At 55.2% G+C, this 18,138-nt stretch carries 10 protein-coding genes and 1 pseudogene; 8 read left to right on the plus strand and 3 right to left on the minus strand.

The window, feature by feature from the left end:
* Window positions 1-2 precede the first annotated feature (2 nt).
* A complete protein-coding gene (locus AC6T8Q_RS17245; RefSeq protein WP_500680267.1) occupies window positions 3-1,415 on the minus strand; it encodes a glycoside hydrolase family 28 protein in 1,413 nt (470 codons plus the stop codon).
* A 192-nt stretch (window positions 1,416-1,607) separates the two neighbouring features.
* A complete protein-coding gene (locus AC6T8Q_RS17250; protein WP_500680268.1) occupies window positions 1,608-1,805 on the minus strand; it encodes a hypothetical protein in 198 nt (65 codons plus the stop codon).
* Between AC6T8Q_RS17250 and AC6T8Q_RS17255 the strand changes: the two genes are divergently transcribed.
* Window positions 1,804-4,428, plus strand: a complete 2,625-nt coding sequence (locus AC6T8Q_RS17255) for a dockerin type I domain-containing protein (RefSeq protein ID WP_500680269.1) — start codon at window positions 1,804-1,806, stop codon at window positions 4,426-4,428. The genes AC6T8Q_RS17250 and AC6T8Q_RS17255 overlap by 2 nt on opposite strands.
* 472 nt (window positions 4,429-4,900) lie before the next feature.
* Here AC6T8Q_RS17255 and AC6T8Q_RS17260 read toward each other — a convergent pair whose 3' ends face one another.
* On the minus strand, window positions 4,901-5,992 hold the full coding sequence (locus AC6T8Q_RS17260; protein ID WP_500680270.1) for a DUF1559 family PulG-like putative transporter: 1,092 nt from the start codon (window positions 5,990-5,992) through the stop codon (window positions 4,901-4,903).
* A gap of 359 nt (window positions 5,993-6,351) precedes the next feature.
* On the opposite strand from AC6T8Q_RS17260, the gene AC6T8Q_RS17265 reads away from it, so the two are divergent.
* The 7 genes and pseudogenes from AC6T8Q_RS17265 to AC6T8Q_RS17295 all read left to right on the plus strand — a co-directional run.
* Window positions 6,352-7,509 carry a XylR family transcriptional regulator gene (locus AC6T8Q_RS17265; RefSeq protein WP_496922527.1) on the plus strand — a complete coding sequence of 386 codons (1,158 nt, stop codon included), beginning with the start codon at window positions 6,352-6,354 and terminating at the stop codon, window positions 7,507-7,509.
* A gap of 337 nt (window positions 7,510-7,846) precedes the next feature.
* Window positions 7,847-8,818 (plus strand): PEP-CTERM sorting domain-containing protein, encoded by a 972-nt coding sequence (locus AC6T8Q_RS17270; protein ID WP_500680271.1) that lies wholly within the window; start codon window positions 7,847-7,849, stop codon window positions 8,816-8,818.
* Window positions 8,819-9,091: 273 nt separating this feature from the next.
* The gene (locus AC6T8Q_RS17275; protein WP_500680272.1) at window positions 9,092-12,298 is read left to right on the plus strand and encodes a PEP-CTERM sorting domain-containing protein; all 3,207 of its coding nucleotides are present in this window, start codon (window positions 9,092-9,094) and stop codon (window positions 12,296-12,298) included.
* A 306-nt stretch (window positions 12,299-12,604) separates the two neighbouring features.
* A complete protein-coding gene (locus AC6T8Q_RS17280) occupies window positions 12,605-14,800 on the plus strand; it encodes a bifunctional rhamnulose-1-phosphate aldolase/short-chain dehydrogenase (RefSeq protein ID WP_500680273.1) in 2,196 nt (731 codons plus the stop codon).
* Window positions 14,801-14,812: 12 nt separating this feature from the next.
* Entirely contained in the window at window positions 14,813-16,273 is a 1,461-nt protein-coding gene (locus tag AC6T8Q_RS17285) for a rhamnulokinase (protein ID WP_500680274.1), read from the plus strand.
* A gap of 52 nt (window positions 16,274-16,325) precedes the next feature.
* Window positions 16,326-17,606: pseudogene (locus AC6T8Q_RS17290) on the plus strand (L-rhamnose isomerase).
* Between the two features lie 35 nt (window positions 17,607-17,641).
* Window positions 17,642-18,138 (plus strand): heterodisulfide reductase-related iron-sulfur binding cluster (locus AC6T8Q_RS17295; protein WP_500680275.1); only part of this gene is annotated, 497 nt, incomplete at its 3' end.

The following is an 18,138-nucleotide window of genomic DNA, read 5'->3' on the forward strand; positions in this document are numbered from 1 at the left end:
ACTTAATCATCCGTTCGGGGTTGAGTGACATTTTCAAACGTCATCTTGCCAACGTGCTCGAAGACGCTGGCACGTTTGGCATTGTTGAAATCGCAATTGCGGATTTGCACGTTGTCGATTTCATGCCCTTTGATGCCGACCAGATAGAGCGGCATATCGCTTTTTTGCGAGGTGACATTCTCCATGAAGATGTTGTGCACCTGGGGTGGAAAATCGCCCTGTTCGTTGGCGTATTCCAAATCGATATGTAGGACCGCTTCTTTCACCTCGCCCACTTCGACATTGCGGACGTAGAGGTTCTCAAGAAATCCGCCGCGTAAGAGATTCGATTTGAGCCGAATCGCCCGGTCGAGTTGCGGGCTATCCATGCGGCAATTCTCGACGAACACATTGCGTATCCCGCCGCTCATTTCACTCCCCAGCACGACGCCGCCGTGGCCGTCGGCCATTTCGCAGTTGCGAACGATGATATTCTCGCTGGGGACGTTGATTCGCCGACCTTCGGTATTGCGGCCCGATTTGATCGCAATGCAATCGTCGCCTGTGTTGAAGCGGCAGTTTTCGATCAGCACGTTGCGGCTTGATTCTGGATCGCAGCCGTCGTTGTTCGGGCCATGGCTATCGACCGTTGCCCCCCGGACGATCACGTTTTCGCTCAGCACGGGATGAATGATCCACATGGGGGCATTGGTGAACGTCACTCCTTCAATGAGCACGTTCTGGCATTTGTAGGTTTGCAGAAAGCTGGAACGCAGTCGGTGGCCGTCGCCGTAGACGCGCTCCGTGGCGGGAACTCCTTCGTCGGCTTGCTTGCCGAGCGCGGCGACATCGGTCATTTGGTCGGGATCGCCTTTTTTCCAGCCGATGTCGGTTTCGCCTCCCCAATGGCCTTTCCAATTCCACCACTTGCCGTCGCCCGCTTGGCCGTCGAGCGTTCCCTTGCCCGTGACGGCAATGTTCTTTTGCTCAAAGGCATAAATCAGCGGCGAGTAATTCATGAGCTCCGTCCCCTCGAACCGCGTAAAGACGACGGGCAGATAATCGGCGGGGTCGTTGCTGAAGAGGATGGTTGCCCCCTCGGCCACGTGCAGGTTGACGTTGCTCTTGAGGTGAATTGGTCCTTTCACAAACCATTGGCCCTTGGGAACCGTGACCCGCCCTCCCCCGGCGGCGACGCAAGATTCGATGGCTTTGTCGATCGCGGGTTTGCAATCGGTTTGGCCATCCAATTTGGCGCCAAATTCGGTGATGGCAAAATCTTTGTCCGGAAACCGAGGCTCTTGGATTTCCACCAGGATTAACGAAAGCCGAGCCCAGCCCGAGGGTTCTTCAGCCAGAATATGCTGTTGGGTAGACATAAGTACGAGCGCAGCACCCCAAATTGTGTTCAGCATCAGACGTGTAACAGAGTTCATCAACTGCTGGTCCTCTCGGACAATTTCGGTGATCGATAAGAGCAAAGACAAGTGGGAGCATACGGCAAGGCAATAAACCGTTCTCCAACAACAGTTTATTGGTTCAAAGTTACGTCGCAACGAGTGGCGTTAGCTAGGCGACGACATTCGGTGCGATGCAATCCTTGAGGTTATTATGGAATGACAATGCAATCAGCGGGCGTTTTTTGCAAATGCGGCCTGTAAAAGCGCATCCGCTTGGTTTGCATGATCAATATTCACTGCGTTTTTAGGTTCTGGAGTTGCAACTTCCTTATCTTGAGGCCGTTTTTGGTCCCATCTAGATTGAAATTGCAGGCAGATTTCTGCGCTCGTCGAATTCTTCTCCGGAACACAGAAGGTTGATTTCATGCTGAAGTCATATGCGTTGGCGTTATGTCTTGTTTTGTTGTGTGGCATACAAATGGCTGGCGCACAGGCAATTCCCGCCTTCTCGGGCGCGGATGGCGCGGCGGCTTATGCCAGTGGTGGCCGCGGCGGGATTGTTTACCACGTGACCTCCATCAATTCTGCCATTGATGATCCCGCGCGGAACGACTTCGGCTCGTTGCGCTATGGCTTGAACAACGCGAATTTTCCCGCCGGAGTGCCCCGCACGATCGTGTTCGACGTCGGCGGCGTGTTCAGTCTGGGGCGACTCTCGCAGGAAGGTTGGGACACCAACGGCAACGGCTGGGATGCGCAGTCACGACTGACCATCGGCGGAACGAACATCACTTTCGCCGGGCAAACGGCCCCCGGTGCGGGAGTGATCTTCATGGGGGGCGGCCTCAAACCCCAGGGCAACAACAACATCATTCGCAACATTACGGTGGCTTCCGGATACGGCATGCGGAACTGGTGGCAGCCGGGCGAGGCTTTTCCCGCCCAACCTGTGGCTGGTGACACAGGGGTCGGCAATTTCCCCGACGCCACGGTGTTCGACGCCATGGATATTTCCGGCACGAATATCATGATCGATCACGTCAGCACGCTGTACGCGACCGATGAGACGATCTCGATGAACGAGGTCGCCAACAACATTACGGTCCAATACAGCAATATCTCGCAGGGCCAGAATTACCCGCAGTGGGACGCCGAGGGGGGCGGCTACACGGGTCATGCACTCGGATCGTTGCTCGAGGCGGGATCGCAGGCGAAAATCAGCTTTCATCACAACTTGTACGCCCACCAGAAGTCTCGCATGCCCCAGACTCAAGGGGGCGGCACGGGGGCTTACTATGACTTCCGCAACAACGTCTTTTACAACTGGCTGGGTACGGCTGGCAGCCGCGGCGGGACAACTTTTTGGAATTTGGCAAGCAACTTCTATCTGGCTGGCGACGGCGGCGACAATCCGGCGGGGGGCAACAGTGTCGCCATGAATCAATCGAGCGGCGGCACAGGCGTGATCGGCACCAATAGCAACATATATCGCAACGGCAATATCCTGGATAGCAACAAGGACGCCGACGCCAATGACGGTGTGGCGCTGTCGAATTCCGGCGCGGCTAATCCCCTCTGGCAGGGTGGCGTGCCAACTTATTCAGGGACCACCGATACGGCCACGGCTGCCTTCGAGCGAGTCCTCAACTACATGGGGGCCAACTGGTGGACCCGCGACAACGTGATCGATACCCCCGACGAGCGGTTGATCCAAGAAGCTCGCACGGGCACGGGCAAAATCTTGGGCTGGGCCGATGATCCTTGGAATAATGATCCCAACGAAGGGGCCGAGTGGCGAGCACTCAAAAATACCCCGACAACCACTCGCGATGTCGATTGGGATACCGAGGCCAGCGTGGGTTATGGTGTGGGTGACGGGATGCCTAGCTATTGGGAATTGGAGCATGGGCTCGATCCCAATGCCCGCGACGACACGGGGGACTTCGACAGCGACGGCTACACGAATCTCGAAGAATACCTGAACGACACCGCCGCCTGGCCCGCGCCGGGGGCGATTCTGTTCGATGCCTCGACCAACAGTCGCTATGCTCAAATCACTAACTGGGATAGCAATCCCGACCCGGCTCGCGATCTGCCCTGGCAGCCGTCGCGTTACGATACGGCGGTCATCAATGCCGGCACGGTTGTTGTCGATGCGGTCGGCCAACATGCGGGGAATCTGCTGCTGGGGACCAATCCGGGCGATAGCGCGACGCTGAACATCACGGCAGGATGGCTCAAGGTGCAGGACGCTCCGCACGGCTTAAGCGACGGCACTCTGGTGATTGGCGATAACAATGCAGCCACGGCGACCCTCAATCTTTCTGGCGGCAAGCTCACGACCAAAATGTTGCTCAAGGGGGCTGGCGGTTCGTTCAATTTCACCGGGGGTGTGTTGAGTGCCGAGGTCGTAGGTTTTGACTTGGTCAACAATGGCGGCGCCATTTCGCCCGGCAATAGCCCTGGGAAAACCTTGGTCATGGGCGATCTGACGATGAACAGCGGTGCCATCGACATCGAAATCTTCGGCAATCAAATCTCGGATTACGACGCCCTTTGGGTCGATGGCACACTCAATGCGGGTGGCAGTTTGAACGTGTTGCTCGAAGGTTATGCTCCCGTTGAGGGGGATGCTTTTGAGATTCTCAGCTTTGGGTTGGCCACGGGCGGGTTTGATCTTAATTTGCCGGCGCTTGCCGAAGGTTTGGCTTGGGATTCTTCGCAACTCCTTGTGAGTGGCACGCTGTCGGTTGTGGCTGCGATCACCGAGAACGCCGATTTCGATGGCGACGGCGACGTCGATGGCCGGGATTTTCTGATCTGGCAACGGGGTTTTGGCGCTACCGGCCAGGAAAACAATTCCTTGGGCGATGCCAACGGCGATGGCACGGTGAACGCCGCCGATCTCGAAATTTGGCAGGGCCAATATGGCAACGTTCCTGAGGAATTGAGTTCGCTCTCCGTTCCGGAACCGGGTACGTTGGTGCTGGGTCTGGGGTTGTTGACGCTGTTAGCCCTGCGGCGATCCGGTCAGGGTATTGTGGTCTGATCTTGTGAGTGCCCCCTTCCGTTGTGGTTTGCCTGGATTCTACTGCGACTTTTTTTGTGGGCAGCTCCTTTGGTTCCAGGCCGCTAAGCCGCGAGCGGCAAGTTGATCATCTTGTTCAACTTGATCACGAAAACGTTTGATCAAGTTGGTGGAACTGGGACCATTTACCATCCCAACTCCCCCACTCATGTGGGAGGCTCGCCGAATATATCACATCTGCGCGGCCATTTCAGTCGCTATATTTGGCCACTGTCGCCCTGCCAAAAGAAGTGTAGTATGGCTGCCTCGGTCGTGGAGCGATTCCTAGAAAAGCTACCAGGGGTCCTATGCTACGAAGCGTGGTGAAGCACTCGTTTGCGACGCGCTGCGCCGGGCGGTAACCCGAACATTTGTCTGCGGCTTAAATCGTGCGCAATAAAAAACGCCCAGGGATGGCAATCCCTGGGCGTTGAGTTCCTTTAATGAATGTCGATCAGTTCAGATCGCCGTCGGCACGACCACCGATGCCATCCCAAACGAGAGGTTCAACGTCAAAGCCATACCCATGCACGGAACCATCGCACATAACAACATTCACGCCAGCGGGATGTGCACTTCCCATGCTTTCTGGGAAGCTTGCACCCGCATCTTTCGGATCGCGATTCAAGGCTGTATCCGGCATGGGTAGAGCACCTTGAGGCTCACCTGAATTGCTATAGCTGCCACTAATTGCCCGCACAGTATCCCAGTCGTAGCCTTGATACATTGAACCATTGTCGGCTGGATTGTCAGCTGGTTGCGCGGGAGGAGTCCGGTTGGTTGCGATCTCATAAAAATAGTTGCTTACCCACTTTTCGCCACCCGCTGCCGTTTTGGAAGCACCATCTGTGATTTGACCGAGTCGGGCTCCGGCACGGTCGGCGACTATGCCACTCCAGCTAGAGGCCAACCAGTTCTCGCCATTGACCCAGTCACAATTGGGATAGCGGTCTCGGCAATCTGTAAAACTTGGGACAAGTGGTGCCGGTTTCCCGCTGCTTTGGGTCACGCTGTGGCCACCATTGGCGGCGTAATCACTTTTGGCGGCGAACTCTGAAGGATTCGCGTTGAAAATCACGGTTTCATAATTCGGATAGAGCTGTGAAGGCCGACGGCTCGGGCAGTTAAAGATGGGAATTAATACTGTGGCTTGCTCTTGCAGGGCCGTACGTAGAGCTGGACCGGTCAGTCCACCACCGCCAATTTTTTTGACGTTTTGATTTTCGAGATAGTCAGAAACTTGATAGATCCAACCCCCTGGCTGGCGCGGTCCGTTCCCAAAGTCAGGATTCCCCATCCAGTGGAAGCTCCAGCCACCACATGGAAATGTCTTGTTTGAGCTTTCGTAGTTGAGCATGCCGAGGCCAATCTGACGAAGATTGTTCTTGCACTGACCATTGCGGGCCGCTTCGCGGGCAGCTTGGATCGCGGGGAGCAACAGGGCCACGAGGACGCCGATGATGGCGATCACTACCAAGAGTTCCACCAAGGTGAAGCCAAGGCGTGTACGGAGCGACTGTGAACGCATTGCGTAGGTATTGTTCATGCCACTGATCTCCCAGATGAGACAGGCCCAACAAAAAAGTGAATAGACGATAAGCTGAAGTTCAGACGAGGTTCAGCAGGCTTCTTGACGAAAGCCCACCGATACCGGAATCTTATCCACCTGAGCCGTTGAAAAGAGGCACCCCCCCCGAAATCGGTGACTCCCTTTTCCTTGGTCGGTCAAGGCGGTCATTCTGCGATTCACGAGTGAATCTGTGCCCTCCCAAATCTCTTGGCGATAATTCATAAGATACGCTGCTTTTTCCTTGCATTGCAGGGGCTGTTCTTGCAATAATAGGGCGAAAAGACGCACCTTCTTTTTGCCTTATCAAAAGCTTATCTGTGAACAGGGAACAAACCATGGAACGAGTCCTTGAAATCGCGCTCGCGTATCCGCGCTTTCCTCATCGTGAATCGTTTTTTGAAGGGGTCTTGAAGTACGCGAAGGATACGAATCGTAACTGGTCGTATATCACCGGCCTGGAAGCTTTGTCGATGTCGGTGCTCGACCTCGTGGGTTGGCCCGGCGATGGCATTCTCGCCGCGATTTGTACGGAAGAAGAAGCGGCCTGTGCCGCGGCGATGCCGATTCCCGTGGTCAATATTTCCTGTGCTTTAGAGACCACGCCCGTGCCCCGTTGTGCAGCCGACTTCGTGGCGATGGGACGAATCGCGGCGTCGCATTTGTTGGATAAAGGCTTTCAGTCGTTCGCCTATTATGGCTTGAGCGATGTGGGTTATTCCAATCAGCGCCGCAAGGGGTTCGAAGATCGGCTCGAAGAAGCCGGTTTCAAGCCTTCGAGCTACTTGTGCAAACCGACCTTCCGCCTGGGGGGGAGTGAATGGCTACAGCAAAATAGGGAACTGGCCGAGTGGATTTTAAGCCTGCAGCGGCCGATTGGCTTGTTTGCCGTGTCGGATTACCGTGCCCGACAAGTGCTCGATGCCTGTCGGCTGGTGGGACTCAAAATTCCCGAGGAAGTGGCGATCGTTGGGGTGGATAATGAACGCATTATTTGCGATCACGTTCATCCGACGCTCACAAGCATTGCCCGCAATAACCAACTGGAAGGCTATCGTGCGGCGGAACTTTTGGACCGGATGATCCAAGGGGAACAAGTCCCACTGGAGACGGAGCCAGTCTCGCCCTTGGAAATCGTGGAACGCGATTCGACCGCCACGTTTGCCGTGTCCGATCCGCGTCTGCGCGACGCACTGAACTATCTGCACATGCATATTGAAGATCCGCTGTCGATTGACGAAGTCACGCGGCACGCGGGTGTCTCGCGGCGATGGCTGGAGTATGCGTTTCGCGATGCTTTGGGCGAAACGCCTTATCAATATTTGCGTCGGCAGCGGCTGGCGCATGCGCGGCGTTTGCTTGCCAGCGACCCGAGCGCTAAGATCTACAATATTGCCCAGCGAAGTGGCTTCACTTCGGCGAAGCAATTGACGATCGCTTTTCATCAAGACTTCGGCATGAGCCCCCGCGAATATCGGCGAGCGGCTCAGTCATAGAGAGGCTTTTTGTGTCCATTTTCTTCCTGAGAAACGCAAATTTCGCGAGGAATCGTGCAATGCGTTTTTAGGGAAGAATTATGCGGCAAGAGCTTGTTTACAGCAATGCAGTGTCAATTAGATTGAATTCAGACGGCTGGAGCTATTGGGCTGTCTGTAACGAAGACTGACGTTCAAGTGGCGGATACCTTGGGCTCAGTTGCTTGTCTCGAACCACGTGGGCAGGACGTGGTTAACGGTACGGGGAGGTATCGCCACGTTCTTTTCCGTTGACTATCTCAATCACTTTTCAGATGGGTTTCGTAGCCCGTCGTGTCTACCAATGGGAGTTTGACTAATGAAGAAACAACTGCGATTGACTCTATTGCTGGCCTGCGGGCTGGCTGTCTCGCTAACGCAGGCCGCCTCGGCACGCGTGATCAGCACTTTTGATCCAGGCGGAGCTGACTCCGAAGTTCGCGAAGCCGCACCGACCACTGCACGCGGCGCGATGACTGAATTGGGCATGCGTTCGGCCAGCTCTCACAATGGCCACGTCTATATGAAATTTGGTGTGCAAGGAGTGAATGCCGCCAATCTGAATCACCCCATCACTGTCCGCACGACTTGGGCACTGACAAACTTGAACAATGCCCGTATTGAAGATGAAGTCGACCAAGTCAACGCCACGTTTGCTGATAACCCAAACGTTAAGTTCGACTACTATGTGTTAAACCCAAACAATGCCAAGGCGGATTGGAATGAAGCCACGATGGTCTACGGCACAACGCCGGTGAGCTGGGCTCCTGGTTTGACGTTCGATGGTAACTTCTCCACGAAAGACATTATTGTCAATGCTGCGAACTTCACCTACTTGGGTGAAAATGAACTTCGCAGCTTGAATCGCAAAGACATCGCTGGCGTGATCACGCCAGTCGAAAACCGCATTCCTGTTGGCGAGAGCTTCGATCTCACTTTCCCCGTGGGAAGCCCGCTGCACACCGCAATTGCCGCTGCTCAAGCGACCGGTCACAAGACCGTGACCGTGATGTCGACGTTGCAACACGTCTTTGATACGGCTGGTATTTCCCCTGACTGGATCAACCACAACTACGTTTTCAATCCTAAGGAACGTAATCCGTTGACGACCGACACCGGTTACGACAACGACAGCACGGACGCGATTCCTTCGGGTCCTGGTCCAAACAGTGCTGCCGCCAATACGGCTGCCAACCCGTTTGCTCCGCAATTGTTGTTCGTGCCCGAGCCAAGCAGCATTGTGTTGCTGGGCTTGTGCGGACTGTCTTTGTTGGGACGTCGTCGGGTTTAGTTTTCACGATGATCGAAGCTCGCGGAACTTTCCGCGGGCTTCGATCAATTTACTAGCACACGGAACAAGAGTTTATCAAATCACTTTTCACGCGAAGAACGACGGAAGTCACGTTCCTTGCCCCCGGTTTTCTGATCGCGACTTCAATGTCAAGCCGAGTCGAGTGGGCGATGATTCACTCGGTTTGCCGAAATAGTTGAGCACGGAACGCGCTCGACGAACGGCTATTCACAGACTAATCGATTATCTGCTTCAGCATTAAGGACAATATCCATGCGAAAAATCACACGCTCCTTGGCAGCCATGGCGCTGGCGGCATCGAGTTTAGCAGCCTATGCGGAAACCGATGTTGAGACCATCAATTGGGGTGGCACGACTGGTCCTCGGAATTGGCATGAAACGGGCAATTGGACGGGCGGCGTGATTCCGAACGATTCGTTAAAACGAGCAAATCTGTCAGTGAATCTGGGGTCGAATTTGACGTTGGACCTGGGGGCCACAGACACAACAGTGGCAGGATTGGAAATCGGTGGTACTTCCGCCGCCGTGACCACGGCCATCAATGGCACGGGCCGCCTGATTTTCCGCAATGATGATACATTCGTACTCTCGACAACGGCCAACGCCGACTTCGACAATAGCACGACAGTGGCCGGTCGAGACTTTTTGATTTGGCAGCGCAATGTTGGTGCGACGAGCCAAGTGAACAACGGCAACGGCGACGCCAATGCCGATGGCACGGTCAATGATTTGGACCTAGCAGTTTGGCAAGAGCAATACGGTTTGGGGACAGGCCTGTTCAACATTGGCACGCCTAATGTTGCTTCGAATGGCGTTGTTGGCTCGGTCAATACGATCAATGCTCCGATTCACATCATGAACGAGCAGTTGGAATTTGGCGGTAGCAACAATCTGACGCTCAATGGCAATATTACTTATGAAGGTGATCCGGAAGCTGCGGGTGCGAGCAGTGCTTCGTTCCGTGCCATCAATCCTGGCTTCACTTTGACGGTGAATGGAAATATCACAGTTGCCAATTCCGACGCTCTCGATGGTGTCGATTTTCGGATTAATAACAATGTCAAAGCTCAAGGCACCGTGGTTATCAATGGCGTAATCCAAGGGGCAGGCGACTTGCAATTGGGAGCGCTCGATAATGGCTCGCTTTTGCCTCTGGGCAGCATTCGCCTCAATAACGCTAATACTTACTTAGGCAGTATTCGAGCCGGGCGAGGTAACTTGATCCTGGCGCATAATGATGCGCTCGGCAAAGCCAGCGAGACGCTCAATGATAATGGCACGCCGGAAAATCCCGCCGACGACTATTATCCTCAAGCGAATTACCGGCAAGATGGCCCGGTCAACTTCGGCTTCAACATGATTTCGACGGATGATACTCGCGTGATTTCAAATGACATCACGATGGCCCAATGGCAAACCATAAAGGGCGATCACTCTCTGGAGTTGAGCGGTCATATTACTCAGACCAACAACCGCGGCATCATCAATATGTTGCCAGCTGGCAAGACGCTCAAACTCAGTGGTGATATCGATATCTGGGAAGACGACGAAGTGCTCGAACGACGGTTTGTCGTGGACGGCACGGGTAAGACTTTGATTACCGGTACGATTAGCGACAATGAAATTGGCGCAACGGGTCAAGATCGTCGAATTCAGAAAACTGGTACGGGCGTGTTAGTCATCGACGTGGCACCTGGTGCGAACAATCACAGTGGACCTGAAATCGTAACGATGGGAAATCTGCATTACGCCAACAACGGTTCGCTCAATGTCAATACAACGGTCGCCACAGGTTACTCAGCGAATATTCGTGCGACTGGTGGTGCCGTCGGCGTGGACGTTCATCCGGCAGGTCAAAATATCACGACTAATACGACCTTCATTGGCAAGATTGATCACACGAGCACAGGTGGTTTGATGTTGGCTTCAACGGATGCAGCCGTGAATATCAATCTCAGCTCGGCGGCGCTAAACAATGTTGAAAACATGAGTATTGCCGCGCCTGAAACTGGTTTGACTTATACTGGCACGCTAACTCCCAATGCGAACCAATATCGCCTAGGCGGTGGCACGGGGACATTGACCTTGCCGAATGCTCAACTCAGCGGCGCGGCGCGTTCGTTGTCGGTTCGTAACGGTGGCACGGTACGGCTGTTGGGAAACAACAGCTACGGTGGCGCCACGGTTATCGAGAGCAAATACACGCAGAGCAATCAAGAGCGCGCGGCGGCAGATTCTGCGACGGGCGCTCCTGAAATCTTTATTGATCGATTGGTAGCCCCCACCTTGGAAGTGAACACATTGGCCAACGGTGGTGCGAACAGCAGCATTGGCAATTCTTCGAATGCCGCTGCCAATCTATTGATTCAAGGTTCGACCTTGAAGTACGTCGGCACGGGGCATTCGACCGACCGTTTGTTCACCATCGGCACTGCCGGGGCCACTTTGAATGCCTCGGGAACTGGAGCCGTGAACTTCACCAACACGGGCTCGGCAGTAAGTGCCGATGCGGCGGATATCACGGGCACACTCGACGACTTTACGCTCAGCCCTAACGTGATCGCCAACGTGTCGAATTCCCGAGATGTGATCATCGGCATGACCATCGCCGACCCAGATCCAGCGAATATAATGACGGACTTTACTCAAGCACCATGTGCGGGCGATGGTTCGAATTGTATTCCCGCAACGGATACCCAGACTCCACCTCAACCCACGGTCGTGACTGGCGTGAGCAATGATGGTAAACAGGTTGGGATTAGCGCGAATTATGGGTTTATCTACAAGGAGAATACTCGGCTTGTGTTGGGAACCGTGGCTCGGACGCTAACTCTGAGCGGCACGAATGCCCAGGCCAATATTCTCAGCCCTGTGATTACCAACTCAGCCAAGGGTGGTGTTGTAAACATCACCAAGAATGGCACTGGCACCTGGTTGTTGGAAAGCGTGAATACAACAACTGGCGTGACGACCGTTGACGCGGGTACGCTCGGCGGTAACGGTGGCGTTGGCGGAAACTTGGTTGTGAATACCAGCGGCACGTTTGCTCCCGGCGGTTTGAATACTGTGGGTGACTTCAGCGTAGCGGGCAGCTTTACGCTCAACACGGGTGGTATCCTCGGTGTGCAGTTGGCTGGCACGTTGCCGGCTCAGATTGATTTGCTGAGTGTGACCGGTGCAGCCACGCTGAGTGGTGCGTTGAACGTTTCGCTGTTGTCCTTCTCCCCTGCTTTGAACAGCACGTACACTGTGCTGACCGCAGCGGGTGGCATTACTGATAACGGCTTGACCTTAACCGGTGCGGCCGGTTTCCAAAAGCAGATCGTGGGAAATAGCCTCGTGCTCAAGTATGTGGGCGGTGCCCTCAGTGCTTTGGCTTCGGTGCCCGAACCAAGCAGCATGGTGCTGATCAGTCTGGCCATGATGTGCTTGGGATCACGCCGACAAGCAAGGTCGTAGCCCAACTCGGGTGCGTGATTCACCTTTAAATGCTTGATCTTTTACTGAGCAACCCAACGACCAACAAGTCGTTGGGTTGCTTTTTTATGCGCAGCAACAGATGCAAAACTTGGCGGCGAGTTGTTGAATTTGCCTGATTGATTCAAAGCGCAGGTGTTATCACAGGCTGCGGATTTGGGATGATTAGCTGCAAAATTGCGGTGCCGTGAGACGTGTACAGTCGATTGACACACTCCGACTAGGCCAAAGATAATGGACGGTTTCAGCAGGTCTCGCTGAACCCAATCAAAGTTTAAGAATTCCACTATGAGCGCTGCTTCGACCGATCAATTCCGCCATGTTACTTTCCTTTGGGATGATGCCACTGCCGATAAGCTCAGCCCCGCGGAGCGATTAGTTTATCGTTCTAACTGTTTGGGCGCGGATCAGCGGATTACTAACACGGGTGGTGGAAATACTTCTTCGAAGCTCGCGGAAGCTGATCCGCTCTCAGGTGATGATGTCGATGTGCTGTGGGTGAAGGGTTCCGGCGGGGATTTACGGACGAGCAAACTGGAGAATTTTGCATCGCTCTATATGGACAAGCTCATCGGCTTACAGCAAGTCTACGGCAGCCAGGCCGAACGCGGGCCCAAGACGCCGGCGGAAGACGCGATGGTTGGTTACTTTCCGCACTGCACCTTCGCGCTCAACCCACGGGCGAGTTCGATCGATACGCCCCTGCATGGGTTTTTGCCTGCGCGGCATGTTGACCACATGCACCCCAATTCGGTGATCGCGATCGCGGCCAGCCGTGCGAGCAAACGACTCACCGAGGAAATCTTTGGCGGTGAAGTCGGTTGGGTGCCTTGGTTGCGGCCGGGATTTGAGTTGGGCCTATTGATGCAGCGTGAAGTCGAGGCCAATCCCGAGCTGAAAGGCTTGGTGATGAGCCAGCATGGGATGATCAACTGGGCAGACGACGACAAAGAGTGCTATGAACTGACACTGTCATTGATCGACAAGGCTGCCGAATATATTGAATCCAAAGACAAGGGCGCCCAAACCTTTGGCGGGCGGAAGTATCAACCGTTGGACACAACGGCGCGGGATGCCTTGCTCGTGGAATTGTTGCCGTGGCTGAGGGGGCAGATTTCGCAACAGGCTCGCTTCATTGGAACGGTGCAAACCGATGAAACGATTCAGCGGTTTGTGAACTCGCACGATGCCGCGCGGCTCGCGGAGTTGGGAACGAGCTGCCCCGACCATTTTCTACGAACAAAGATCAAACCGCTCTATGTGGATTGGAATCCGCAACAAGAAGACATCAAGGCACTGCGTGAAAAGTTGTCGTCGGGGCTCACCAAGTATCGCGACGACTATCGCGATTACTACGAACGCTGCAAGCACGCGAATTCTCCCGCGATGCGAGATCCCAATCCGACTGTGATCTTGATTCCCGGAGTGGGGATGATCGCCTGGGGCAAGAATAAAAGTGAATCTCGCGTGACGGCGGAGTTTTACAACTGTGCGGTCGAAGTGATGCGTGGTGCGGAGGCGATTGACGAATACATCGCCCTGCCCCAGCAAGAAGCCTTCGATATCGAGTATTGGCTGTTGGAAGAAGCGAAACTCAAGCGGATGCCGGCGGAAAAAGAACTCGCTCGGAGCATTGTCGTCGTGGTTGGCGCTGGCTCGGGGATCGGCAAGGTGATTGCCCATCGCGTGGCGAGCGAAGGGGCTCACGTGGTGTGTGCCGACTTGAATCGCGAAGCGGCCGAGGCGACGGCCCAAGAACTCATCAAGAAATACGGCCAAGGCATCGGCGTGGCCGGCAGCGGTATCTCGGGTTGTGGCCCTGCGATTGGCGCGGCTGTCGATATAACCAAGCGGGAATCGATCAACGAATTGCTCGCACAAACGATTTTAGCCTATGGCGGGATCGACAATTTGGTGGTGACCGCCGGTGTGTTCCTGCCGCCCAGCCGAGATGGTCGTGTTTCGGACGATGCTTGGAAGCTCACGTTTGAAGTCAATGTTCGCGGCAGTTACAACATTGCCGATGAAGCGAACAAGGTGTTCGTCGCGCAAGGTTTGCCGGGTTCGATCGTGATGACCACGAGCGTCAACGGCATGGTCGCCAAGAAGGGCTCGCTCGCCTACGACACTTCCAAGGCGGCGGCGAATCACTTGGTTCGAGAGCTCGCCATCGAACTCGCTCCCCTGGTGCGTGTGAATGCGATTGCCCCCGCCACGGTGGTCGAAGGCTCGACGATGTTTCCCCGCGACCGCGTGATTGCCTCGTTGACTAAATACAACATCGCGTTTGCCGAGGACGAGTCGGACGACGAACTCCGCAGCAAGCTCGCGAATTTTTATGCTCAGCGGACTTTGACCAAGCAGCCGATCACGCCGGCCGATCAAGCCGAGGCGGCGTATTTTCTTCTCTCCAGCAAATCGAGCAAGACAACCGGCCAGATCATTTGTGTCGACGGCGGTTTGCACGAAGCTTTTCAGCGTTAGAAACCCAATCGCATGACGACAGCCGCTCACTTAGCGATCGATCTTGGTGCCAGTTCGGGGCGTGCGATTGTCGGCACGCTCGCGGGTGAGCCGTCGCATTTGAAATTGGCTGAAGTGCATCGCTTCGAGCATCATGCCTGCCCCACCCCCGCGGGACCGGTGTGGGATTTGACCGGGATTTGGCAGAACATTCTGACAGGCCTGCGAACCGCGGCTAGTTGGTGTGCGGCGAATCAGGCCGAGTTGCAGAGCGTGGGGGTTGATACGTGGGGCGTCGATTGGGCGCTGGTGGGTAAGTCGGGCGAATTGCTCGCGCTGCCCCACTGTTATCGCGATCCGCAAAACGACGGAGCTTGCAAACGGGTACTCGAAAAGCTGGGGGGCTTCGACAAGTTGTATGCTCGCACGGGCATTCAATTGATGTCGCTCAACACATTGTTCCAAGTTGCGGCGCGATTCGAGCGCGAACCGCGTTTGTTTGATGCCGCCGAGCGACTTCTGTTCTTGCCCGACCTGTTCCATTTTTGGCTGTCAGGCGAGTTGAGCACCGAGCGGACGATTGCCTCGACCAGCAGCATGCTCGACGTGAGAACCGGGGATTGGGATCGTGAGCTTTTAGAAAAGCTCGGGCTCCCAACGCACATGCTGGGACCCATCGTCGAGCCCGGCACCGACATTGGCTCGATCCGCGCCGAAGTTGCTGCCGCCACGGGCGTGCCCAAATCATTGCGAGTGATTTTGCCACCTTCGCACGATACGGCCTCGGCCGTGGCTGCGGTCCCGGCGAGCGGTGAGCGCTCCTGGGCGTATTTGTCGAGCGGAACGTGGTCGCTCTTGGGGGCGGAAATCAACGACCCAATTGCCACCGACGCCGCGCGACAAGTGCCGTTCACAAACGAACGGGGCATCAACGGCACGGTCCGATTCTTAAAGAACATCGCGGGGCTGTGGTTGCTGCAAGAACTTCGTCGCGAATGGGAGTTGCAAGGCGAACGGCGTGATTATGCCGAGCTAGTGATCGAAGCCGAGCAAGCTGAGCCGCACCGCACTCTGATTGATCCCAACCACGCCGAGTTTGCCAGCCCCGGCAATATGGCCGAGAAGATCTGCCGTTATGCTCAGAGTGCTGGCCAGCCTGTGCCCGAAACGAAGGGTCAACTCATTCGCTGTTGCTTGGAAAGCCTTGCCCACTGTTATCGTGAGACGACCGATCAACTCGAGAAAATATTAGGCCGGCGGATCGACGTTTTGCATCTGGTGGGCGGCGGAACCAAAAATCAATTGCTCAATCGCATGACGGCCGAGGCCTTGGAGCGGCCGGTGATTTGTGGCCCCGTGGAAGCGACGGCGATTGGCAATTTGCTCGTGCAAGCGATGGGGAGTGGCGAGATTGCCAATCCCGCCGAGTTACGGGCCGTTGTTGCCAGATCGTTTGAATGCGAAGAAATTAACACGCTGCAGGCAACAAGCTAAACACAAGCTAAACAGTTTGCCGCGGCTCAAGACTTTTCCCGGAAAGATTCTCATGTCGAAAATCGAGAAAGCCTACGAAATCGCCAAGGACCAATATGCGGAAATCGGTGTCGACACCGAAAAGGCTATGGAGCGATTGGCGACGATTCCCATCTCTTTGCTGTGAACGCGGCAAGTTCGGGATGCAACATCCAGTGGGGACGACGTCGGCGGTTTTGAAAACAGTGGTGAAGACCTGGGGGGCGGTTTGGCAGTGACGGGGGCTTATCCCGGCAAGGCACGCACGGCCGATGAGCTGCGCGGCGATCTCGATCAGGCATTGTCCTTGATTCCGGGGAAGCATCGGTTGAACCTACACGCCTGCTATGCCGAGACGGGTGGCAAGAAAGTCGACCGCGACGCGCTCGAACCACAACATTTTCAGCGATGGATCGAGTGGGCCCAAGAAAATCGTCTGGGGATGGATTTTAATCCGACCTATTTTGCCCATTCGCTCGCTGGGGATGGCTTCACGTTGTCGCATCCCGACAAAAAAGTGCGGCAATTTTGGATCGACCACGGCATCGCCTGCCGCAAGATCGGCGCGGCGATTGGCCAGGCTCTCGGCAAGACTTGCATCACGAACGTCTGGATTCCCGACGGGTACAAGGATTTGCCAATCGACCGCAAAGCCCCCCGCGAGCGGTTAGCGGCGTCGCTCGATGCCGTTTTCGCCGAGCCGATTGACCGAAATCACAATCTCGACGCGGTCGAATCGAAGTTGTTCGGCATTGGTTCGGAAAGCTACGTCGTTGGTTCGCACGAGTTTTATTTGGGCTACGCGATCAGGAATAACAAGGTGCTCTGCCTCGACGCGGGCCATTTTCATCCGACCGAAGTGATTTCCGAGAAACTATCCGCCGTTTTGTGCCATTTGGATGAGGTGCTTCTGCACGTCAGCCGGGGTGTGCGGTGGGATAGCGACCACGTGGTGATCTTGAGCGACGAGCTGTTTGCGGTCGCCCAGGAGATCGTTCGCGGCGATTATCTCCGGCGGGTCCACATCGGGCTCGACTTTTTCGACGCGAGCATCAACCGCATTGCGGCATGGGTGATCGGCACGCGGGCGATGATCAAGGCCCTGCTGGCCGCCCTATTGGAACCGATTGACCGTTTACGAGATATCGAACTCTCTGGCGACTTTACCAGTCGATTGGCTATGCTGGAGGAACAGAAGACCAAGCCCTTGGGAGCGGTTTGGGATTATTATTGCCAGCGGTCGGAAGTGCCGGTCGGTCCTCAGTGGCTGGCCAAGGTGAAACAGTACGAAGCCGACGTGCTGGCCAAGCGTTAAATTGCCGCCGCGTAATCGATTAAGAAATTTCGCCGATGCGAGTTGGTCTGTTCATTCCGTGTTATATCGACCAATTCTATCCGCAGGTCGGCATGGCGAGTGTCCGGGTGCTCGAACACTTTGGCATGACCGTCGTTTTTCCCACGCAGCAAACCTGTTGTGGGCAACCGATGGCCAACGTGGGGCTCGCTGACGAAGCCCGACCGCTCGCCGAGCGGTTTGTCGAATTGTTCGCCCCGTATGATTTCGTCGTCGGGCCGTCAGGAAGTTGCATTTCGATGGTTCGCAATCATTACGCCGATCTGTTGGGCGACAACTCTTGCTATGTCGATTTGCAGCAGAAGACTTATGAGCTGTGCGAGTTTCTAGTCGATGTCCTAAAGATCGATGAAATCCCGGGGCGGTTTCCTTATCGCGTGGGGATTCATCAAGGCTGCCACGGTTTAAGAGAGTTGCGGCTGGGAAGCTGCAGCGAAGTTGTGGGGCAGCCGTTCAACAAAATGCGGTCGCTGCTTGAACCGCTCAAGGGGAT

It is taken from the genome of Bythopirellula sp. (assembly GCF_041737835.1).
Taxonomy (GTDB): domain Bacteria; phylum Planctomycetota; class Planctomycetia; order Pirellulales; family Lacipirellulaceae; genus Bythopirellula.